Origin of the sequence: Pseudomonas paraeruginosa PA7, from assembly GCF_000017205.1 — a bacterium.
Classification (GTDB): domain Bacteria; phylum Pseudomonadota; class Gammaproteobacteria; order Pseudomonadales; family Pseudomonadaceae; genus Pseudomonas; species Pseudomonas paraeruginosa.
Window position 1 is genome coordinate 6,096,131 of record NC_009656.1, and the last position, 21,742, is coordinate 6,117,872.

The window sequence follows — 21,742 nt, forward strand, 5'->3', positions numbered from 1 at the left end:
AAGGCGTGGTAATTTAGGGGCATTCCCGCCCGGGATGCCCCGGATAATCCGCAGCCACGGCAGGTTCGTTGCTCTTGAAAGCCTATTTCCATCGCTGGCGCTCGCTGGTCATCCTCGCCCTGCTCCTCGCCCCGCTGCTCTGGCCGCTGCAGTATTTCGCCGAGCGCTACTACAGCGAGCAACTGGCCGAGCAGAACCGCCAGACCCTCGACCTCTACGTCGCCAACCTGCTCGGCACCCTGCGCCGCTACGAGGAACTGCCCCAGATCCTCGGCGGCCTGCCGGTACTCCGCCAGGCCCTGCAACAGCCTGGCGACCCGCTGCTGCAGAAGATCGCCAACGAGGCGCTGGCCGATATCCGCCGGCGCACCGGCGCCGACGTGATCTACCTGCTGCAACCGGACGGCACCACCCAGGTCGCCTCCAACTGGGCCCAGGCGGACAGCTTCGTGCACCGCAACTTCGCCTTCCGCCCCTACTACCGCGAAGCCATGCAGGGTCGCCTGGCGCGCTTCTTCGGCCTGGGCACCACCTCAATCAAGCGCGGCTACTACTTCGCCAGCGCGGTGAAGGAAGGCTCGCGGATCATCGGCGTGCTGGTGGTGAAGGTCGATCTCGAACACATCGAACGGCTCTGGGGCAATTCGCCGGAGCAACTGCTGGTGATCGACAACTACGGCGTGGTGATCCTCTCCTCACGCGAGGACTGGCGCTTCCACGCCAGCCGGCCGCTGAGCGAGGCGGAGCGCGACGAGATCCACGCCAACATCCCCTATCCCGTGCAGGACCCCAAGCCCCTGCACCTGCAGCGCAGCGCCTGGCTGAGCCAGAGCCAGACGCTGCCGGAGACCGGCTGGACGGTGAGCATCTACGCGCCGCGCACGCTGATCGAGCGACCGGTGCGCAGCGTCCTGCTGATCGGCGGCGCGACCCTCCTCGCCCTGCTCCTGCTGCTCACCCTGCTGACCCTCAGCCGCCGTCACTACCTCGACCGCATCGCCCTCGAGGCCGAAGCCAAGCGCCAGCTGGAGGAACGCGTACTGGAGCGCACCCGTGAGCTGGAGAACGCCAACGCGCAACTGCAGCAGGAAGTCCACGAACGCGAGCAGGCCCAGCGCGAGCTGATGCGCGCCCAGGACGAAGTGGTCCAGGCCGGCAAGCTGACCGCCCTGGGCACCATGTCGGCGAGCATCAGTCACGAGCTGAACCAACCGCTGGCGGCGATCCGCAGCTACGCCGACAACGCCCGGGTGCTGCTCGACCACCAGCGCACCGAGGACGCCCGCGGCAACCTCGAACAGATCAGCGACCTCACCACCCGCATGGCCTCGATCATCGCCCACCTCAAGGCCTATGCCCGCGGCGCACGGCGCGCGCCGGAGAACGTACAACTGCAGCCGGCGATCGAGGACGCCCTGTCGATGGTCGCCAGCCGGCGGCGGGCGATGAACGTCGAGCTGCTGCGCGACGTGCCGGACGCCCCGTTGTGGGTCCAGGCCGGCGAGACGCGGCTGCGACAGATCCTCGGCAACCTGCTCACCAACGCTCTCGACGCGCTCGCCGAGAAGGCTCCGCCGCGGCGCCTATGGGTAATCGCCAGCCAGGATGCGCACGGCGTGACCCTGACCCTGCGCGACAACGGGCCAGGCTTCTCCGAAGAGGCCCTGGCCCACGCCCACGAACCCTTCTTCACCACCAAGACCACCGCGAAAGGGCTCGGCCTCGGCCTGGCCATCTGCGATAACCTATTGCGCGCCCTCGGTGGCCGCCTGGAAATGGGCAACCATCTCGAGGGCGGCGCCGTGGTGCGCCTGCACTTGCTGCCGGGAACCCCCGGCGTCGCCGCCATGCCCCAGGAGGAAACCCGCGCATGAGTCCCTTCGCGCCATTCGATGCCCAGACCCAGGTCCTGCTGATCGACGACGATCCGCACCTGCGCCAGGCCCTGCGCCAGACGCTCGACCTCGCCGGGCTCAAGGCCGCGACCCTGGACGACGCGCGCCAGCTGGACACCGCGCAGTGCAAGGACTGGCCCGGGGTGGTGGTCAGCGACATCCGCATGCCCGGGGTGGACGGCATGGAGCTGCTCGGGCAACTGCACGAACAGGACGCCGACCTGCCGGTGATCCTCATCACCGGCCACGGCGATGTGCCGCTGGCGGTCCAGGCCATGCGCGGCGGCGCCTACGACTTCCTGGAAAAGCCCTTCCCCAGCGACGCCCTGCTCGACAGCGTGCGCCGTGCCCTGGAAGTACGCCGCCTGGTCCTGGAGAACCGCACCCTGCGCCTGGCCCTGGCCGAGCGCCATGAACTGCACGGCCGCCTGATCGGCAAGTCGGCCGGCATGCAGCGCCTGCGCGAACAGGTCGGCTCGCTGGCGGCGATCCAGGCCGACGTGCTGATCCTCGGCGAGACCGGCGCCGGCAAGGAAGTGGTGGCACGCGCCCTGCACGACCTGTCGAGCCGCCGTGACGGTCCGTTCGTCGCGATCAACGCCGGCGCCCTTGCCGAGTCGGTGGTGGAAAGCGAGCTGTTCGGCCACGAGGCCGGCGCCTTCACCGGCGCGCAGAAACGCCGCATCGGCAAGTTCGAGTACGCCAACGGCGGCACCCTGTTCCTCGACGAGATCGAGAGCATGAGCCTGGACGTGCAGGTCAAGCTGCTGCGCCTGTTGCAGGAGCGGGTGGTCGAGCGACTCGGCTCGAACCAGCTGATTCCGCTGGACATCCGCATCATCGCCGCGACCAAGGAGGACCTGCGCCAGGCCGCCGACCAGGGACGCTTCCGCGCCGACCTCTATTACCGTCTCAACGTCGCCAGCCTGCGCATTCCGCCGCTGCGCGAGCGCGGCGAGGACATCCCGCTGCTGTTCCGCCACTTCGCCGAAGCCGGCGCCATGCGCCATGGCCTGCCCCCGCGCGAGCTGGACGCCGGGCAATCGGCGCGGCTGCTGGCCTACGACTGGCCGGGCAACGTGCGCGAGCTGCAGAACGCCGCCGAACGCTTCGCCCTCGGTCTCGGCCTTAGCCTGGATGACGGCGCGCTGCCCGACGCCGCCGACGAGCCGCACAACCTCAGCGCCAAGGTCGAGGCCTTCGAGCGCTCGCTGATCGCCGCCGAGCTGGAACGCCCGCACAATTCGCTGCGCAGCGTCGCCGAGGCCCTCGGCATTCCGCGCAAGACGCTGCACGACAAGCTGCGCAAGCACGGCCTGCCATTCAACACGCCTGGCGAGAATCCGCCAGAGGATGGCGACTGAATGGCGGAATATCGCCACCCGTTCGCCTTTCGCTCCGCGATATCGACCCTCCATGGCACCGCACGGCTGGCACAAGGCTTGCTCCCCGCTTCTTGAAGCGTTCCAACAAGCAGAAGACCAGGCGCTTTTCTCCACTCGCGCAGCAACTGCCGCTGCGCTGCCTAGACTTCCCTTGTTCGGTTACGCCGAGAGGGCATCCGTCCTCTCCATAAAGACAGACAAGAACAAAGAGGAAGTCTCATGCTCAAGCACACCGCGAAGGCGCTCGTCTGCGCACTTTCCCTGACCGTCGCCGGAATCGTCCAGGCGGCCGACCCGATCGTCATCAAGTTCTCCCACGTCGTCGCCGAGCACACGCCCAAGGGCCAGGGCGCGCTGCTGTTCAAGAAACTGGTGGAGGAACGCCTGCCGGGCAAGGTCAGGGTGGAGGTCTACCCGAACTCGTCGCTGTTCGGCGATGGCAAGGAAATGGAAGCCCTGCTGCTGGGCGACGTGCAGATCATCGCGCCGTCGCTGGCCAAGTTCGAGCAGTACACCAAGAAACTGCAGATCTTCGACCTGCCGTTCCTGTTCGACAACATCCAGGCGGTGGATCGCTTCCAGCAGAGCCCGCAGGGCAAGGAGCTGCTGACTTCGATGCAGGACAAGGGCATCACCGGCCTCGGCTACTGGCACAACGGGATGAAACAGCTGTCCGCCAACAAGCCGCTGCGCGAGCCGAAGGATGCTCGCGGCCTGAAGTTCCGCGTGCAGGCCTCCAAGGTGCTCGAGGAACAGTTCAAGGCGGTGCGCGCCAACCCGCGCAAGATGAGCTTCGCCGAGGTCTACCAGGGCCTGCAGACCGGCGTGGTCAACGGCACCGAGAACCCCTGGTCGAACATCTACTCGCAGAAGATGCACGAGGTGCAGAAATACATCACCGAATCCGACCACGGCGTGCTGGACTACATGGTGATCACCAACACCAAGTTCTGGAACGGCCTGCCGGAAGACGTGCGCGGCGTGCTGGCCAAGACCATGGACGAGGTCACCGTGGAGGTGAACAAGCAGGCCGAGGCGCTCAACCAGGGTGACAAGCAGCGCATCGTCGAGGCCAAGACCAGCGAGATCATCGAACTCACTCCCGAACAGCGGGCCGAATGGCGCAAGGCCATGCAGCCGGTGTGGAAGAAGTTCGAAGGCGAGATCGGCGCCGACCTGATCAAGGCCGCCGAAGCCGCCAACCAGGCCCAATAAGAAGAAGAGGGAAAGCCCATGCACGCGCTCGCGCGCGTCTGGGCGCGCCTGGAGGAAGGCCTGATCGCCTTCCTCCTCGCCGCCATGACGCTGGTTACCTTCGTTTATGTAGTCCTCAATAACCTCTATACGCTGCTCTACGATCTCGCCGACCTCTGGGAGGGCGGCAACGAGACGCTGCTCGCCATCGGCGATGGGGTCCTCACCCTGGCCCAAGAGATGACCTGGAGCAACGCCCTGACCAAGGCGCTGTTCGCCTGGCTGATCTTCCTCGGCATCGCCTACGGCGTACGCACCGCCGGGCACCTCGGCGTGGACGTACTGGTGAAGCTGGCTTCGCGACCGGTACAGCGAGTGCTCGGCGTGATCGCCTGCCTGGCCTGCCTCGGCTACGCCGGCCTGCTCTGCGTGGCCAGCTACGACTGGGTGAAGACCCTGTTCATCGCCGGCATCGGCGCCGAGGACCTCGATCACTTCGGCATCCGCCAATGGCACATCGGCCTGATCGTGCCGGTGGGCTTCGCCCTGGTGTTCATCCGCTTCGCCGAGATCCTCGTGCGCATCCTGCGCAACCGTCAGACCGGCCTGGGCCTGGCCGACGAGGCCGCCGACGCGCTGAAGCTGACCGAGCACGAGGAGCCGAAAGCATGACCATCCTGTTCCTCTTCCTGCTGCTGTTCCTGCTGATGTTCATCGGCGTGCCGATCGCCGTCTCCCTGGGGCTTTCCGGCGCGCTGACGATCCTGCTGTTCAGTCCCGACTCGGTGCGCTCGCTGGCGATCAAGCTGTTCGAGACCTCCGAGCACTACACCCTACTGGCGATCCCGTTCTTCCTGCTGTCCGGCGCGTTCATGACCACCGGGGGCGTGGCGCGGCGCCTGATCGACTTCGCCAACGCCTGCGTCGGACACATACGTGGCGGCCTGGCGATCGCCGCGGTGCTCGCCTGCATGCTGTTCGCCGCGCTGTCCGGCTCGTCGCCGGCGACGGTGGCGGCGGTCGGTTCGATCGCCATCGCCGGCATGGTCCGCTCGGGTTATCCACAGGCGTTCGGCGCCGGCATCGTCTGCAACGCCGGCACCCTCGGCATCCTCATCCCGCCATCGATCGTCATGGTGGTCTACGCCGCGGCGACCGAGACCTCGGTCGGCAAGCTGTTCATGGCCGGCGTGGTTCCCGGCCTACTGCTGGGCCTGATCCTGATGGTGGTGATCTACATCGTCGCGCGAGTGAAGAAGCTTCCGGCGATGCCGCGGGTCACCCTGCGCGAGTGGCTGGCCAGCGCACGCAAGGCGCTGTGGGGCCTGTTGCTGATGGTGATCATCCTCGGCGGCATCTATTCCGGCGCCTTCACCCCCACCGAGGCCGCCGCGGTCGCCGCGGTCTACTCGGCCTTCGTCGCGTTGTTCGTGTACAAGGACATGCGCCTGAAAGAATGCCCCAAGGTGCTGCTGGAGTCCGGCAAGCTGACCATCATGCTGATGTTCATCATCGCCAACGCCATGCTCTTCGCCCATGTACTGACCACCGAACAGATCCCCCAGAGCATCGCCGCCTGGGTCACCGACCTGGGATTATCACCCTGGATGTTCCTGCTGGTGGTGAACATCGTGCTGCTGATCGCGGGCAACTTCATGGAGCCTTCGGCGATCATCCTGATCCTGGCGCCGATCTTCTTCCCCATCGCCATGGAACTGGGTATCGACCCGATCCACCTGGGGATCATCATGGTGGTGAACATGGAGATCGGCCTGATCACCCCGCCAGTCGGCCTCAACCTGTTCGTCACCTCGGCGGTCACCGGCATGCCGCTGGGCGCGACCATCCGCGCGGCGCTGCCGTGGCTGATGATCCTGCTGCTGTTCCTGATCATCGTCACCTACATCCCGGCGGTGTCCATGGCCCTGCCGAACTGGCTGGGAATGAGCTGATATGCACGAGGCTCGGCGGAAACCCCCGCCGAGCCGACGGACTTTCGGCAGAAATCCGCTCACGTAGAAGGCGAAACCCCCATCGACCGGGCTCGCGCACGCTGGCACGCCGCTTGCTCCACGACTTCCAGTGCTTCGGCACCGGCTTTCGGTTCGCCCCGGCGAGCCGCGTCTTCCGGCCACGAACCGGTGACGGCCCCTCCCCTCGTGCCGACGTGCGCCAGCATGCGCGGCGGGCGACCGGCGACCCCGGTCACCCCGCGGGCGTCCATACCCTGGAAACCGCATGAAAAAGCCCGGCTCAGGCCGGGCTTTTTCATATCTCCCCTTGTGCTTTTTCGTTCTTTGGTAAGTCCGGAAAATTATTTTTACTTATAAATAAAAAAAACCACCCTCGAACAATTGCAACAAAACCGGGGCACGTCGCCGGAGCTACCTGCGAAAACCGTCAACAAGACGACGAAAGGCTTTGCGAAAGTCAGAATACCGTCTCGCCAGATTCATTGACCGGCATCAAAGATCCGCCGAAATCCGCGGCTTATAGCCCGACTTCGAACAATTTCAAGTTTTCCCCCGGGTCAATTCGGACGCTTTTCGCTATCTCATGAAAAAACTGCCTATGGCAGGCACGCATTAGATTCCTCTTCTATCTTTCCTTTCCACCGACTTACAGGAATGCGTCATCAAATTACTTTGAGTAGGAAGCTATTGACGTAGATCAGCATTCAACAATAGCCGCTGCCGCCTAATGACTTCACTCTCAATTCCTATAGGGAGATTCTGAAATGTCCCAAGAAGCCAGCCAAAAACTCCGACTAGGAGCGCTAACGGCTCTGGTTGTCGGATCGATGATCGGAGGAGGCATCTTCTCCCTCCCGCAGAACATGGCGGCCAGCGCCGACGTCGGCGCCGTGCTGATCGGATGGGCGATCACCGCCGTCGGCATGCTCACCCTCGCTTTCGTCTTCCAGACCCTCGCCAACCGCAAGCCCGAACTCGATGGCGGGGTCTACGCCTACGCCAAGGCCGGCTTCGGCGACTACATGGGTTTCTCCTCGGCCTGGGGCTACTGGATCAGTGCCTGGCTGGGCAACGTCGGCTACTTCGTCCTGCTGTTCAGCACCCTCGGCTACTTCTTCCCGATCTTTGGCAAGGGTGACACCGTCGCCGCCATCGTCTGCGCCTCGGTGCTGCTCTGGGCCCTGCACTTCCTGGTGCTGCGCGGGATCAAGGAGGCGGCGTTCATCAACACCGTCACCACCGTGGCCAAAGTCGTGCCGCTGTTCCTGTTCATCCTGATCTGCCTGTTCGCCTTCAAGCTGGACATCTTCACCGCCGACATCTGGGGCAAGAGCAACCCGGACCTGGGCAGCGTGATGAACCAGGTACGCAACATGATGCTGGTCACCGTCTGGGTGTTCATCGGCATCGAGGGCGCGAGCATCTTCTCCTCCCGCGCGGAAAAACGCTCCGACGTCGGCAAGGCCACCGTGATCGGCTTCATCACCGTCCTGCTCCTGCTGGTGCTGGTGAACGTGCTGTCGATGGGTGTGATGACCCAGCCGGAACTGGCCAAGCTGCAGAACCCGTCGATGGCGCTGGTGCTGGAGCATATCGTCGGCCACTGGGGCGCAGTGCTGATCAGCGTCGGCCTGCTGGTCTCCCTGCTGGGCGCGCTGCTCTCCTGGGTGCTGCTGTGCGCCGAGATCATGTTCGCCGCCGCCAAGGACCACACCATGCCGGAGTTCCTGCGCCGCGAGAACGCCAACCAGGTGCCGGCCAACGCCCTGTGGCTGACCAACATCTGCGTACAGGTATTCCTGGTGGTGGTGTTCTTCACCTCGGGCGACCCGGACGGCATGGACCCGTACACCAAGATGCTGCTCCTGGCCACCTCGATGATCCTGATCCCGTACTTCTGGTCCGCCGCCTATGGCCTGCTGCTGACACTGAAAGGCGAAACCTACGAGAACGACTCCCGCGAACGCGGCAAGGACCTGGTCATCGCCGGCATCGCCGTGGCCTACGCGGTCTGGCTGCTCTACGCCGGGGGCCTGAAGTACCTGCTGCTGTCCGCCCTGCTGTATGCGCCCGGCGCGATCCTCTTCGCCAAGGCCAAGCACGAGGTCGGCCAGCCGATCTTCACCGGTATCGAAAAACTGATCTTCGCCGCAGTCGTCATTGGCGCCCTGGTGGCTGCCTACGGCCTCTACGACGGTTTCCTCACCCTCTGATTACTCCACTGGAGACGTGAAATGAGCACGGAAAAAACCAAACTTGGCGTCCACTCCGAAGCCGGCAAACTGCGCAAAGTGATGGTCTGCTCGCCCGGCCTCGCCCACCAGCGCCTGACCCCGAGCAACTGCGACGAGTTGCTGTTCGACGACGTGATCTGGGTGAACCAGGCCAAGCGCGACCACTTCGACTTCGTCACCAAGATGCGCGAACGCGGCATCGACGTCCTCGAGATGCACAACCTGCTGACCGAGACCATCCAGAACCCGGAAGCGCTGAAGTGGATCCTCGATCGCAAGATCACCGCCGACAGCGTAGGCCTGGGCCTGACCAGCGAGCTGCGTTCCTGGCTGGAAAGCCTGGAGCCGCGCAAGCTGGCCGAGTACCTGATCGGCGGCGTGGCCGCTGACGACCTGCCCGCCAGCGAAGGCGCCAACATCCTCAAGATGTACCGCGAGTACCTGGGCCACTCCAGCTTCCTGCTGCCGCCGCTGCCGAACACCCAGTTCACCCGCGACACCACCTGCTGGATCTATGGCGGCGTGACCCTGAACCCGATGTACTGGCCGGCGCGACGCCAGGAAACCCTGCTGACCACCGCCATCTACAAGTTCCACCCCGAGTTCGCCAACGCCGAATTCGAGATCTGGTACGGCGACCCGGACAAGGACCACGGCTCCTCGACCCTGGAAGGCGGCGACGTGATGCCGATCGGCAACGGCGTGGTCCTGATCGGCATGGGCGAGCGCTCCTCGCGTCAGGCCATCGGCCAGGTAGCCCAGTCGCTGTTCGCCAAGGGCGCCGCCGAGCGGGTGATCGTCGCCGGCCTGCCGAAGTCGCGCGCGGCGATGCACCTGGACACCGTGTTCAGCTTCTGCGACCGCGACCTGGTCACGGTCTTCCCGGAAGTGGTCAAGGAAATCGTGCCCTTCAGCCTGCGCCCCGATGCGAGCAGCCCCTACGGCATGAGCATCCGTCGCGAGGAAAAGACCTTCCTCGAAGTGGTCGCCGAATCCCTCGGCCTGAAGAAACTGCGCGTGGTCGAGACCGGCGGCAACAGCTTCGCCGCCGAGCGCGAGCAATGGGACGACGGCAACAACGTGGTCTGCCTGGAGCCGGGCGTGGTGGTCGGCTATGACCGCAACACCTACACCAACACCCTGCTGCGCAAGGCCGGCGTCGAGGTCATCACCATCAGCGCCAGCGAACTGGGCCGCGGCCGCGGCGGCGGCCACTGCATGACCTGCCCGATCATCCGCGACCCGATCGACTACTGACAGACAATCCTCTCTCGAGCTCAACGGCGGCGTTCCCAGGAGGGGCGCCGCCCACCGACTTCCCACAAGGAGATCAATCATGGCTTTCAACATGCACAACCGTAACCTGCTCAGCCTGATGCACCACAGCACCCGCGAGCTGCGTTACCTGCTCGACCTCTCCCGCGACCTGAAGCGCGCCAAGTACACCGGCACCGAGCAGCAGCACCTGCAACGCAAGAACATCGCCCTGATCTTCGAGAAAACCTCCACCCGCACCCGCTGCGCCTTCGAGGTGGCGGCGTATGACCAGGGCGCCAACGTCACTTACATCGACCCGAACTCCTCGCAGATCGGCCACAAGGAGAGCATGAAGGACACCGCGCGGGTCCTCGGCCGGATGTACGACGCCATCGAGTACCGCGGCTTCAAGCAGGAGATCGTCGAGGAATTGGCGAAATACGCCGGCGTACCGGTGTTCAACGGCCTGACCGACGAATACCACCCGACCCAGATGCTCGCCGACGTGCTGACCATGCGCGAGCACAGCGACAAGCCGCTGCACGACATCAGCTACGCCTACCTGGGCGACGCGCGCAACAACATGGGCAACTCCCTGCTGCTGATCGGCGCCAAGCTCGGCATGGACGTACGCATCGCCGCGCCGAAGGCGCTCTGGCCGCACGACGAGTTCGTCGCCCAATGCAAGAAGTTCGCCGAGGAAAGCGGCGCCAAGCTGACTCTCACCGAAGATCCGAAGGAAGCCGTGAAGGGCGTGGACTTCGTCCACACCGACGTCTGGGTGTCGATGGGCGAGCCGGTGGAAGCCTGGGGCGAGCGGATCAAGGAGCTGCTGCCCTACCAGATCAACATGGAGATCATGAAGGCCACCGGCAACCCGCGGGCCAAGTTCATGCACTGCCTGCCGGCGTTCCACAACAGCGAGACCAAGGTCGGCAAGCAGATCGCCGAGCAGTATCCGAACCTGGCCAACGGCATCGAGGTGACCGAGGACGTCTTCGAGTCGCCCTACAACATCGCCTTCGAACAGGCCGAGAACCGCATGCACACCATCAAGGCGATCCTCGTCTCGACCCTCGCCGACATCTGACCGCGCTCCTGCGCCCCGGCCCACGCGGCCGGGGCGCAGCCGCCTTCCGGAGGTAACCGATATGCGTATCGTCGTCGCATTGGGCGGTAATGCCCTGCTACGCCGTGGCGAACCCATGACCGCGGACAACCAGCGGGAAAACGTGCGGATCGCCGCCGAACAGATCGCCAAGGTGGCGCCCGGCAACGAGCTGGTGATCGCCCACGGCAACGGCCCCCAGGTCGGCCTGCTGGCCCTCCAGGGCGCCGCCTACGACAAGGTCTCGCCCTACCCGCTGGACGTCCTCGGCGCGGAAACCGAGGGCATGATCGGCTACATGATCGAACAGGAGATGGGCAACCTGCTGCCGTTCGAAGTGCCGTTCGCCACCATCCTCACCCAGGTCGAGGTGGACGGTAAGGATCCGGCGTTCCAGAACCCGACCAAGCCAATCGGCCCGGTCTATTCGAAGGAGGAGGCCGAACGCCTGGCCGCCGAGAAGGGCTGGAGCATCGCCCCGGATGGCGACAAGTTCCGCCGCGTGGTACCCAGCCCGCGGCCGAAGCGGATCTTCGAGATCCGTCCGGTGAAATGGCTGCTGGAGAAAGGCACCATCGTCATCTGCGCTGGCGGCGGCGGCATCCCGACCATGTACGACGAGGCCGGGAAGAAGCTCAGCGGCGTCGAGGCGGTGATCGACAAGGACCTCTGCTCCTCGCTGCTGGCCCAGGAGCTGGTGGCCGACATCCTGATCATCGCCACCGATGTCGACGCGGCCTACATCGACTGGGGCAAGCCGACCCAGAAGGCCATCGCCCAGGCCCACCCGGACGAACTGGAACGCCTCGGCTTCGCCGCCGGCTCCATGGGACCGAAGGTCCAGGCGGCCATCGAGTTCGCCCGCGCCACCGGCAAGGACGCGGTGATCGGTTCGCTCGCCGATATCGTCGCGATCACCGAAGGCAAGGCCGGCACCCGGGTCAGCACGCGCAAGGCGGGCATCGAGTACCGCTGAAATCTCCCCAGGGGCCGCTTCGCGGCCCTTCTTCATTCCCGCCGACCGGCCGGCGAGCGCAGGGCGAATGGCGCCAGGCGCTATCGGCCGCCTTTCTGCGCGCCACGGCGGCGGCCTCTTCCACGCGAACTCCCGCTTCCGCGAAGCGATGCTCCCAACGCCCCCGCGCCACCTCCGCCAATCGTCCGGCCATGGCCGCCAATCTCCCCGCGGCAGACCGCCAGCACTTGTGGAACGTCCACGCAACGCGGTATTCAGTAGGAAAATACGTGACTCGATGGTCATGATTCACGTCAGCATAGTCACCCTGATCATTTCAACGGCCACTGGCTCGTGCCTGGGCCCGTGAAGCTCGCCTCGCCGACGGGAAAGGCCGCCATCGCCGCCACGCGCTTCCCGCTCCGGACCAGGCAGCAGCCCGGCACGCGAACGACTATTCGAAGGAGTTTCTGAGTGATGTCTCGACTACCGGTCATTGTTGGTTTCGGTGGCTACAACGCAGCAGGCCGTAGTTCCTTCCACCACGGCTTCCGGCGCATGGTCATCGAATCGATGGACCCGCAGGCGCGCCAGGAAACCCTAGCCGGCCTGGCGGTCATGATGAAACTGGTCAAGGCCGAAGGCGGCCGCTACCTGGCCGAAGACGGCACGCCGCTGTCCCCGGAAGACATCGAGCGGCGCTACGCCGAACGGATCTTCGCCTCGACCCTGGTACGGCGCATCGAACCGCAGTACCTCGACCCGGATGCCGTGCACTGGCACAAGGTCCTCGAGGCGACCCCGGCCGAAGGCCAGGCGCTGACCTTCAAGGCCTCGCCCAAGCAGCTCCCGGAACCGCTGCCGGGCAACTGGTCGGTGACTCCCGCCGCCGACGGCGAAGTACTGGTCAGCATCCACGAACGTTGCGAATTCAAGGTCGACAGCTACCGCCCGCTGACGGTCAAGTCCGCCGGCCAGTTGCCCACCGGCTTCGAGCCGGGCGAACTGTACAACTCGCGCTTCCATCCGCGCGGCCTGCAGATGTCGGTGGTCGCCGCGACCGACGCGATCCGTTCCACCGGCATCGACTGGCAGACCATCGTCGACAACGTCCAGCCCGACGAGATCGCGGTATTCTCCGGCAGCATCATGAGCCAGCTCGACGACAACGGCTTCGGCGGCCTGATGCAGTCCCGCCTGAAGGGCCACCGGGTCTCGGCCAAGCAACTGCCGCTGGGCTTCAACAGCATGCCCACCGATTTCATCAATGCCTACGTGCTCGGCAGCGTCGGCATGACCGGCAGCATCACCGGCGCCTGCGCCACCTTCCTCTACAACCTGCAGAAGGGTATCGACGTCATCACCAGCGGCCAGGCCCGGGTGGTCATCGTCGGCAACAGCGAGGCGCCGATCCTGCCGGAGTGCATCGAGGGCTACAGCGCCATGGGCGCGCTGGCCACCGAGGAAGGCCTGCGCCTGATCGAAGGCCGCGACGAGGTGGACTTCCGCCGCGCCAGCCGGCCATTCGGCGAGAACTGCGGCTTCACCCTGGCCGAGTCCAGCCAGTACGTGGTGCTGATGGACGACGAGCTGGCCCTGCGCCTGGGCGCCGACATCCATGGCGCGGTGACCGACGTGTTCATCAACGCCGACGGTTTCAAGAAATCCATCTCCGCCCCCGGCCCGGGCAACTACCTGACGGTAGCCAAGGCGGTGGCCAGCGCGGTGCAGATCGTCGGCCTGGACACCGTGCGCCACGCCAGCTTCGTCCACGCCCACGGCTCCAGCACGCCGGCCAACCGGGTCACCGAATCGGAAATCCTCGACCGCGTGGCCAGCGCCTTCGGCATCGACGGCTGGCCGGTCACCGCGGTAAAGGCCTACGTCGGCCACTCCCTGGCCACCGCCAGCGCCGACCAGTTGATCTCCGCCCTGGGCACCTTCAAGTACGGCATCCTTCCGGGAATCAAGACCATCGACAAGGTCGCCGACGACGTCCACCAGCAGCGCCTGAGCATCTCCAATCGCGACGTACGCCAGGACAAGCCGCTGGAGGTGTGCTTCATCAACTCCAAGGGCTTCGGCGGCAACAACGCCAGCGGCGTGGTGCTGTCGCCGCGGATCGCCGAGAAGATGCTGCGCAGGCGCCATGGCGAGGCGGCTTTCGCCGCCTATGTCGAGAAGCGCGAGCAGACCCGCGGCGCCGCCCGCGCCTACGACCAGCGCGCGCTGCAGGGCGACCTGGAGATCATCTACAACTTCGGCCAGGACCTGATCGACGAGCAGGCCATCGAGGTCAGCGCCGAGCAGGTGACCGTGCCCGGCTTCAGCCAGCCGCTGGTATACAAGAAGGACGCGCGTTTCAGCGACATGCTCGACTGAGCGCTGCCACAAGCGAAAAGGCCCGGCTAGACCGGGCCTTTTCGTTTCAGTCCAGCGCGCGCGCCAGTTGGATCAGCTCGCTGCGCCACTCGGCGGCGCGCGGCAGGGCCAGGAAGGAGCCGTTGAGGTAGTCCTCGCGCGGCTCGTAGGTAAATGGCGCGCCATGCAGGTCGAGCACCTCGCCGCCGGCGCCCTCCAACACACCCTGGGCGGCGGCCGTGTCCCATTGCGAGGTTGGCGTCAGGCGCGGGTAGCAGTCGGCGGCGCCCTCGGCCAGCAGGCAGAACTTCAGCGAACTGCCGATGCTGGCCCGCCGCAGGTCGCCGAAGCGCTCGCCCAAGCCATCCAGCAGGCGCTCCTGGGCCGGGCTGCCGTGGCGCTTGCTGGCCACCACGGTGAAGGCTTCCTCGGGCTCCAGGCGCACGCTGATCGGTTGCGCGCGGCCATCGGCCTCCTCGCGCCAGGCACCGAGCCCGGCGCCACCGTAGTAGCAACGCCCGCTCACCGGCACGCCGACCAGGCCGAACAGCACCCGGCCATCCTCGACCAGGGCCACGTTGACGGTGAACTCCTCGCTGCCGGAGATGAACTCCTTGGTGCCGTCCAGCGGGTCCACCAGCCACCAGCGCCGCCAGTGCCCGCGCTCGCTCAGCGGTATCTCGCAATCCTCTTCGGAAAGCACCGGTATGTCCGGCGCCAGCGCCCGCAATCCCGCCTCCAATATATGGTGCGCGGCCAGGTCGGCGGCGGTCACCGGCGACTCGTCGGCCTTCGAGCGCACCGCCACGTCGGCGCGCCAGTGCGGCAGGATCGCCTCGCCGGCGCGCCGCACCAGCGCCACCAATTCGCCCCAGGGCACCGGCCTCATGCCTGGTACTCGCCGCGCTGGGTGAGCAGGTCGCGCACCAGGTACAGCGCGGCCAGGGCGCGGCCTTCGCTGAACTGGGCGTGCTGGGCCAGGCTCGACAGTTCGCGCAGGCTGATGCGGTCGACGCCCATCGGCTCCGGCTCGTCGCCCGGCAGGCGCTCCTCGTAGAGGTCGCGCGCTAGCACCACCTGGATGCGCTGGCTCATGTAGCCCGGCGACAGCGACAGTTCGGTGATGTGCTCCAGTTGCCGGGCACCGTAGCCCGCTTCCTCCTTGAGCTCGCGGTTGGCCGCCGCGAGGATGTCCTCGCCCGGCTCGACCAGGCCCTTGGGCAGAGACAGCTGGTATTCGTCGACCCCTGCGCAATATTCCTCCACCAGCACCGCGTGCTCGGCATCGAGCATTGCCACCACCATCACCGCACCGTAGCCCTGGCCCTTGCCGACCAGGCGCTCGTAGGTACGCTCGACACCATTGCTGAAGCGCAGTTGCAGCTCCTCGACGGCGAACAGTCGGCTCTTCGCGACGATCTCGCTGGCGAGTACGGTGGGTTTCTGACGCATGTGGATAACTCCTTGGCGAAGCCGGCGGGTTATCATACCCCGGCTTTTCCGATTATCCCTGTCGGAGATCGATGGCAAGCGACAGATTTCCCCATCGATCGCGACGAACCGCGACAAGAGCCGCCATGCCCATCCTGCCCTGGTCCGCCATCGACACCGTGCTGCTCGACATGGACGGCACCCTGCTCGACCTGCATTTCGACAACCACTTCTGGCTGGAACACCTGCCCAGACGCTACGCCGAACGCAACGGCCTGAGTCGCGCCGAAGCCGACGCCGTGCTCGAGCCGCTGTTCCGCGAGCACGCCGGCCAGCTCAACTGGTACTGCCTGGATTTCTGGAGCCGGGAACTGGACCTGTCGATCCGCGAACTCAAGCACGAGGTGGCGCACCTGATCTCGCTGCGCCCGCATGCCGATACCTTCCTCGCCACCCTGCGCCAGGCCGGCAAGCGCGTGGCGCTGATCACCAACGCGCACCGCGACTCGCTGTCGCTGAAACTGGAACGGATCGAACTGGCGCCCTATTTCGACCGACTGATCAGCTCCCACGACTACGGCTACCCGAAGGAGGACGCGCGCTTCTGGAACGCCCTGCAGGCCGATTTCGGCTTCGACGCGCAGCGCAGCCTGTTCATCGACGACAGCCTGCCGATCCTGCGCAGCGCCCGCGCCTACGGCGTCGCCCACCTGCTGGCGGTACGCCACCCGGATAGCCGTGGCCAGCCCAGGGACACCGAGGAGTTCGCCGCCCAGGAGGATTACCGGCGCTTGCTCGAAGGACTGCTGTAGGGATATCGGCACGGATCGCACTGCGCAACATCGAAATGAAAACCCCGCCACGCGGGCGGGGTCGGGAAAGGCGCCGCGATCAGTCGGGGATACGCAGGACCTGGCCGGGATAGATCTTGTCCGGATGGCTGAGCATCGGCTTGTTGGCCTCGAATATCTTCATGTAGGCGTTGGCATTGCCGTATTCGGCCTTGGCGATGGCGCTCAGGGTGTCGCCTTTCTTCACGGTGACGAAGCGCGCTTCCGGAGCGGCCTGGGTCACGGTGATCTTGTCTTCCACCGAGGAGACGCCGGCGACGTTGCCCAGCGCCAGCAATATCTTCTCTTTCTCTTCCTGGGTGGCCACCTCGCCCGAGGCGATGACCTTGTCGCCTTCCACCGAAACCTGGATGTTCGGGTTGCCCAGGCCGACCTTGGCGACGTGCTCCTTCAGCGACTCGGCCGCCTGTGCCTCATGCCCCGTCAGCGTATCCCACAGCTTTTCACCGGCTTCCTTCACGAACGCGAAAATACCCATCTTTGGTTCTCCCTTTACGGTTACGGTTGCAAGCGGCCGGCGCAATCCCGATCCGCGACTAGCCAAGTCTAGACTGCAAAATCCGGTGAAATATCCCCAAGGCCGCTCCGCCGTTCCGAAACACTGCGTCCATTCGCGTTAAGATTCCGCGACAACCCCTCCCTGGAAGCGCCGATGGACATCAAGCAGCTGAAATTCCTCTGCGCCCTCGACGAAACCCGCCATTTCGGCCAGGCCGCCGCGCGCTGCCATGTCACCCAGCCGACCCTGTCCATGCGCCTGCGCAACCTGGAAGAAGAACTCGGCCTGGAGCTGGTGCGCCGCAGCCAGCGCTTCGAAGGCTTCACCGAGGCCGGCGACCGCGTGCTGGCCTGGGCCCGCAGCCTGCTGGCGGCCCAGGAGGGCCTGTACGCCGAGGCCGCCGCCTGCCGTGGACAACTGGTCGGCACCCTGCGCCTGGGCGTGGTGCCGCTGGCCAGCTTCGACCCGCTGCGCCTGGTCCAGCACATGGCCGGGCGTCATCCGGAGCTGCGCTTCCAGCTGTATTCCCTGAGTTCTGAAAAGGTCCTCGAAGGCCTGGCGCGTAACCAGTTCGACCTCGGCGTCTCCTATCTGGACCGCCTGGACCGCAGCCACTTCGAGGGCGTCGAGCTGGCGGAGACACGCATGGGCCTGCTCCATCATCCCCGGCACTTCCCGCTCGACAGCCCGGTGCTGAACTGGGAAAACCTGGCCGGCCTGCCACTGGGGCTGCTCTCGGCGGGCATGCACTTCCGCCAGTCGATCGACCACAACTTCCGCAGCCGCGGCCTGAGCCCTGTCGCGCGCCTGGAAACCGACTCGGTACAGCAACTGTTGCAGGCGGTGCAGCGCGGCTTGTGCTGCGCGATCATGCCGCTGGGCAGCGAAGTCGACGTCGAGTTGCGCCTGATCCCCATCGAGGACGCCCATACCCTGGCCCCGCTCGGCCTGATCATCCGCAGCGGCCAGCCGCGCTCGGCCCTGGCCGAGGCATGCTTCGAGGAGGCGCGCGCCTGGCTGTCTCCCGACAACATGATAGACACTGTCGATCACGGTATCGGCACAACCGATTAGACGCTGCTCCGCGACAGGCCTAGGCTGGTCCGACACCTAGAACGATAGGGCCCAGCCCATGCCTTGCCAGCCTGCCTGCCCGGTATCCGCGGATACCTGGGCGCCTTCCGCCGTTCCCGACGATTACCGCTACGCCGACCTGCACCTGCCGCAGCGGGTCGGCCAGGCCTCCCTTGCCGCCGAATGTGCCTTGGCGATCAGCTACAACGGCCTGAACCAGGCGGTGATGATGGCCTCGCCCGAGGATATCGAGGATTTCGTCCGCGGTTTCAGCCTCAGCAGCGGCTTCGTGGAGTCCATCGACGACATCTATGAAATCCGCGTCAGCGGCCAGGGCGACTCCCTCCAAGCCGAGGTCGAGATCAGCAGCCGCGCGTTCTGGCATCTCAAGCGCCAACGCCGCCAGCTGGCCGGAACCTCCGGCTGCGGCCTGTGCGGCGTGGAAGCCCTGGAACAGGCCTTGCCGCAGCTGCCGGCGCGGACGCCGCGGGCGCTACCGCCGGCAGCCCACCTCGCCGGGCTGCGCCAGCGCATCGAACAGGCCCAGCGACTGGCGCGCAACAGCGGCGCGCTGCACGCCGCGCTGTACTTCGACGGCCATGGCGACCTGCGCCTGTGCCGCGAGGACATCGGCCGGCACAACGCACTCGACAAGCTGATCGGCGCCCTGCACCACCAGGGCCTGGACGCCGCCAGCGGCTTCGCGGTGGTCACCAGCCGCTGCAGCCTGGAACTCATCCACAAGGCCGTGCGTGCCGGGATCGGCACGCTGGTCAGTCTCTCGGCGCCCACCGGCCTTACCGTGCAATGGGCGCGGCGCCATCACCTGAACCTGGTCCACCAGCCCCACCATAGCGCCCCGCGGGTCTACAGCCCGGCGCCGGCCGTCACCGAGTGAGCCCGTCATGAGCCTGCAACCCCTCCAACCCCGCTACAAGCCCTACGCCGGTGCCGCCGCCGGCTGGGGCGCGCTGCGCAGCGTGGCGCACTTCTGGCTGGACAGCAAACAGCCGTTCAAGAACCTCCGCGCCCTGCTCAAGACCAACCAGAACGGCGGCTTCGACTGCCCCGGCTGCGCCTGGGGCGACTCGCCGGAAGACGGCCGGGTGAAGTTCTGCGAGAACGGCGCCAAGGCGGTCAACTGGGAGGCCACCAAGCGCCGGGTGGACGCGGCGTTCTTCGCCCGCTACAGCGTCAGCGCCCTGCGCGAACAGAGCGACTACTGGCTGGAGTACCAGGGCCGCCTCACCGGTCCGATGCGCTACGACCCGGCCAGCGATCACTACCAACCGATCACCTGGGACGCCGCCTTCACCCTGGTCGCCGAACACCTGAACCGCCTGGAAAGCCCCGATCAGGCCGAGTTCTACACCTCCGGGCGGGCCAGCAACGAAGCGGCCTACCTCTACCAGCTGTTCGTCCGCGCCTTCGGCAGCAACAACTTCCCCGACTGTTCGAACATGTGCCACGAGGCCAGCGGGGTGGCCCTGGGCCGTAGCATCGGGGTCGGCAAGGGCACCGTGACCTTCGACGACTTCGAGCACGCCGACGCGATCTTCATCCTCGGCCAGAACCCCGGCACCAACCACCCGCGCATGCTCGAGCCGCTGCGCGAGGCGGTGAAGCGTGGCGCCCAGGTGGTCTGTTTCAACCCGCTCAAGGAGCGCGGCCTGGAGCGCTTCCAGCATCCGCAGAATGCGCTGGAGATGCTGACCAACGGCTCCTCGCCGCTGAACACCGCGTTCTTCCGCCCGGCCTTGGGCGGCGACATGGCGGCGATCCGCGGGATCGCCAAGTTTCTCCTCGCCTGGGAACGCGAAGCCCAGGCCGAGGGTGGCGAGGCGGTGTTCGACCACGCCTTCATCGCCGAACACACCGATGGCGTCGAGGCCTACCTGGCCGAGCTGGATGCCACGCCCTGGGAGCACCTGGAGCGCCAGTCCGGCCTCAGCCTGGAGGAAATCGAGCAGGCCGCGCGGATGTACCGCCGGGCGCAGAGGGTGATCGTCTGCTGGGCGATGGGCATCACCCAGCACCATCACTCGGTGGCGATCATCCAGGAAATCGTCAACCTGCAGCTTCTGCGCGGCAACCTCGGCCGCCCCGGCGCGGGACTCTGCCCGGTACGCGGCCACAGCAACGTGCAGGGTGACCGCACCATGGGTATCAACGAGCGGCCGCCGGCGGCGCTGCTCGACGCGCTGGAGCGACGCTTCGGCTTCAAGGTGCCGCGCCACCACGGGCATAACGCCGTCGAGGCGATCGCCGCGATGCTCGCCGGCAAGGCGAAGGTCTTCATCGGCCTGGGCGGCAATTTCGCCCAGGCCACCCCGGACAGCCCGCGTACCCACGCGGCCCTGGCCTCCTGCGAACTGACCGTGCACATCAGCACCAAGCTCAACCGCAGCCACCTGACCACCGGGCGCGACGCGCTGATCCTGCCCTGCCTGGGGCGTACCGACATCGACCGCCAGGTCGAAGGCCCGCAGGCGGTCACGGTGGAAGACTCGTTCAGCATGATCCACGCGTCCTACGGACAACTGGAGCCCCTGTCGCAGCAGATGCGCTCGGAACCGGCGATCATCGCCGGCATCGCCAAGGCGACCCTGGGCAACCATCCGGTGGACTGGGACGCGTTGATCGCCAACTACGAGCGCATCCGCGAGCTGATCGCCGACACCATCCCCGGTTTCGCCGACTTCAATCGCCGCGTCCGGCATCCCGGCGGCTTCTACCTGGGCAACGCCGCTGGCGAGCGACGCTGGAACACCGCCAGCGGCAAGGCCAACTTCGTCGCCAATCCGCTGCCGCGGGACCTGCTGCCGGCGCAAGTGCGCGACAGCGGTCGCGAACCCGACCTGATCCTGCAGACGCTGCGCTCCCACGACCAGTACAACACCACCATCTACGGCCTGGACGATCGCTATCGCGGGGTAAAGGGCCAGCGCGAGGTGGTGTTCGCCAACGAGGCGGATATCCGCCGCCTGGGCTACCAGCCCGGCGACAAGATCGACCTGGTCTCGCTGTGGAGCGACGGCGTCGAGCGCCGGGTACGCCGCTTCACCCTGCTCGCTTTCGACATCCCGGCCGGCCAGGCAGCCGCCTACTACCCGGAAACCAATCCCCTGGTGCCGCTGGAAAGCGTCGGCGTCGGCAGCCATACGCCGACTTCGAAGTTCATCGCGGTACGCCTGGAAAAGGCCACGGGCGACGGGCGCATTATCTGAAGCCCACGAAAAACGCCGCCTCCTGCAAGAGGAGGCGGCGTCTTAAGGAAAAAGTCGATGAAAGGCCTTGAAGGCAGGTCGCTCGTCGGCGTTAGAATGGCCAGCATCCCGCCAGCAAAAATACCGATTTCGGCCCTGAAATCGCGTTTCGCATTCGGTCTACGACCGCCGCCACTGAAGAAAGTTCCCCATAAAAAACAAGCACTTGGAATATTTCGAATTTGCTCTACCAATCGTCGGCTGGTGCTTGTCAGCGATGGGGGCCAACCCCAGCATCGCAGCCGTCATCCCCACAGAG

Annotated in this window: 16 protein-coding genes and 1 pseudogene; 14 read left to right on the forward strand and 3 right to left on the reverse strand. The window is 65.9% G+C overall.

The annotated features are described in order from the left end of the window. Window positions 1-34: 34 nt before the first annotated feature. The 10 genes and pseudogenes from dctB to fabY all read left to right on the forward strand — a co-directional run bounded on the left by dctB (window position 35) and on the right by fabY (window position 14,383). Window positions 35-1,874 (forward strand): annotated as a pseudogene (gene dctB / locus PSPA7_RS28175) (two-component system sensor histidine kinase DctB). Beyond that, window positions 1,871-3,259 carry a two-component system response regulator DctD gene (dctD, locus tag PSPA7_RS28180; protein WP_012077802.1) on the forward strand — a complete coding sequence of 463 codons (1,389 nt, stop codon included), beginning with the start codon at window positions 1,871-1,873 and terminating at the stop codon, window positions 3,257-3,259. The pseudogene dctB and the gene dctD overlap by 4 nt, the downstream one beginning before the upstream one ends. Before the next feature lie 240 nt (window positions 3,260-3,499). Continuing rightward, complete coding sequence (gene dctP, locus PSPA7_RS28185; protein ID WP_012077803.1) at window positions 3,500-4,495, forward strand: C4-dicarboxylate TRAP substrate-binding protein DctP; 996 nt, start codon at window positions 3,500-3,502, stop codon at window positions 4,493-4,495. An 18-nt stretch (window positions 4,496-4,513) separates the two neighbouring features. Continuing rightward, window positions 4,514-5,146 (forward strand): C4-dicarboxylate TRAP transporter small permease protein DctQ, encoded by a 633-nt coding sequence (dctQ, locus tag PSPA7_RS28190; protein ID WP_003105527.1) that lies wholly within the window; start codon window positions 4,514-4,516, stop codon window positions 5,144-5,146. Then, window positions 5,143-6,426 (forward strand): C4-dicarboxylate TRAP transporter large permease protein DctM, encoded by a 1,284-nt coding sequence (gene dctM, locus PSPA7_RS28195; protein WP_012077804.1) that lies wholly within the window; start codon window positions 5,143-5,145, stop codon window positions 6,424-6,426. The genes dctQ and dctM overlap by 4 nt, the downstream gene beginning before the upstream one ends. 785 nt (window positions 6,427-7,211) lie before the next feature. Continuing rightward, a complete protein-coding gene (gene arcD / locus PSPA7_RS28200; RefSeq protein WP_012077806.1) occupies window positions 7,212-8,660 on the forward strand; it encodes an arginine-ornithine antiporter in 1,449 nt (482 codons plus the stop codon). A gap of 21 nt (window positions 8,661-8,681) precedes the next feature. Then, entirely contained in the window at window positions 8,682-9,938 is a 1,257-nt protein-coding gene (gene arcA / locus PSPA7_RS28205; protein WP_003156390.1) for an arginine deiminase, read from the forward strand. Window positions 9,939-10,017: 79 nt separating this feature from the next. Then, window positions 10,018-11,028, forward strand: a complete 1,011-nt coding sequence (locus PSPA7_RS28210) for an ornithine carbamoyltransferase (RefSeq protein WP_012077807.1) — start codon at window positions 10,018-10,020, stop codon at window positions 11,026-11,028. 61 nt (window positions 11,029-11,089) lie between these two features. Next, window positions 11,090-12,022 carry a carbamate kinase gene (arcC, locus tag PSPA7_RS28215; RefSeq protein WP_012077808.1) on the forward strand — a complete coding sequence of 311 codons (933 nt, stop codon included), beginning with the start codon at window positions 11,090-11,092 and terminating at the stop codon, window positions 12,020-12,022. A 456-nt stretch (window positions 12,023-12,478) separates the two neighbouring features. Then, window positions 12,479-14,383, forward strand: a complete 1,905-nt coding sequence (fabY, locus tag PSPA7_RS28220) for a beta-ketoacyl-ACP synthase FabY (RefSeq protein ID WP_012077809.1) — start codon at window positions 12,479-12,481, stop codon at window positions 14,381-14,383. Between the two features lie 46 nt (window positions 14,384-14,429). Here the strand turns inward: fabY and cysQ are convergent, their stop codons facing one another. Together cysQ and nudE are read right to left on the reverse strand one after the other, a co-directional pair. Next, window positions 14,430-15,251 carry a 3'(2'),5'-bisphosphate nucleotidase CysQ gene (gene cysQ / locus PSPA7_RS28225; RefSeq protein WP_041025432.1) on the reverse strand — a complete coding sequence of 274 codons (822 nt, stop codon included), beginning with the start codon at window positions 15,249-15,251 and terminating at the stop codon, window positions 14,430-14,432. Next, a complete protein-coding gene (nudE, locus tag PSPA7_RS28230) occupies window positions 15,248-15,814 on the reverse strand; it encodes an ADP compounds hydrolase NudE (protein ID WP_003096206.1) in 567 nt (188 codons plus the stop codon). The genes cysQ and nudE overlap by 4 nt, the downstream gene beginning before the upstream one ends. Before the next feature lie 125 nt (window positions 15,815-15,939). On the opposite strand from nudE, the gene yrfG reads away from it, so the two are divergent. Continuing rightward, a complete protein-coding gene (yrfG, locus tag PSPA7_RS28235) occupies window positions 15,940-16,605 on the forward strand; it encodes a GMP/IMP nucleotidase (RefSeq protein ID WP_012077811.1) in 666 nt (221 codons plus the stop codon). Between the two features lie 79 nt (window positions 16,606-16,684). On the opposite strand, the gene lysM is transcribed toward yrfG, so the two are convergent. Then, window positions 16,685-17,122 (reverse strand): peptidoglycan-binding protein LysM, encoded by a 438-nt coding sequence (lysM, locus tag PSPA7_RS28240; protein WP_003156384.1) that lies wholly within the window; start codon window positions 17,120-17,122, stop codon window positions 16,685-16,687. A gap of 174 nt (window positions 17,123-17,296) precedes the next feature. On the opposite strand from lysM, the gene PSPA7_RS28245 reads away from it, so the two are divergent. The 3 genes from PSPA7_RS28245 to PSPA7_RS28255 are packed head-to-tail and all read left to right on the forward strand — an operon-like array spanning window position 17,297 to window position 21,444. Further along, the gene (locus PSPA7_RS28245) at window positions 17,297-18,217 is read left to right on the forward strand and encodes a LysR family transcriptional regulator (RefSeq protein WP_003156381.1); all 921 of its coding nucleotides are present in this window, start codon (window positions 17,297-17,299) and stop codon (window positions 18,215-18,217) included. 58 nt (window positions 18,218-18,275) lie between these two features. Then, the gene (gene fdhD, locus PSPA7_RS28250) at window positions 18,276-19,115 is read left to right on the forward strand and encodes a formate dehydrogenase accessory sulfurtransferase FdhD (protein ID WP_012077812.1); all 840 of its coding nucleotides are present in this window, start codon (window positions 18,276-18,278) and stop codon (window positions 19,113-19,115) included. A 7-nt stretch (window positions 19,116-19,122) separates the two neighbouring features. Next, window positions 19,123-21,444, forward strand: coding sequence for an FdhF/YdeP family oxidoreductase (locus tag PSPA7_RS28255; RefSeq protein ID WP_012077813.1), 2,322 nt, complete (start codon window positions 19,123-19,125; stop codon window positions 21,442-21,444). Window positions 21,445-21,742 lie beyond the last annotated feature (298 nt).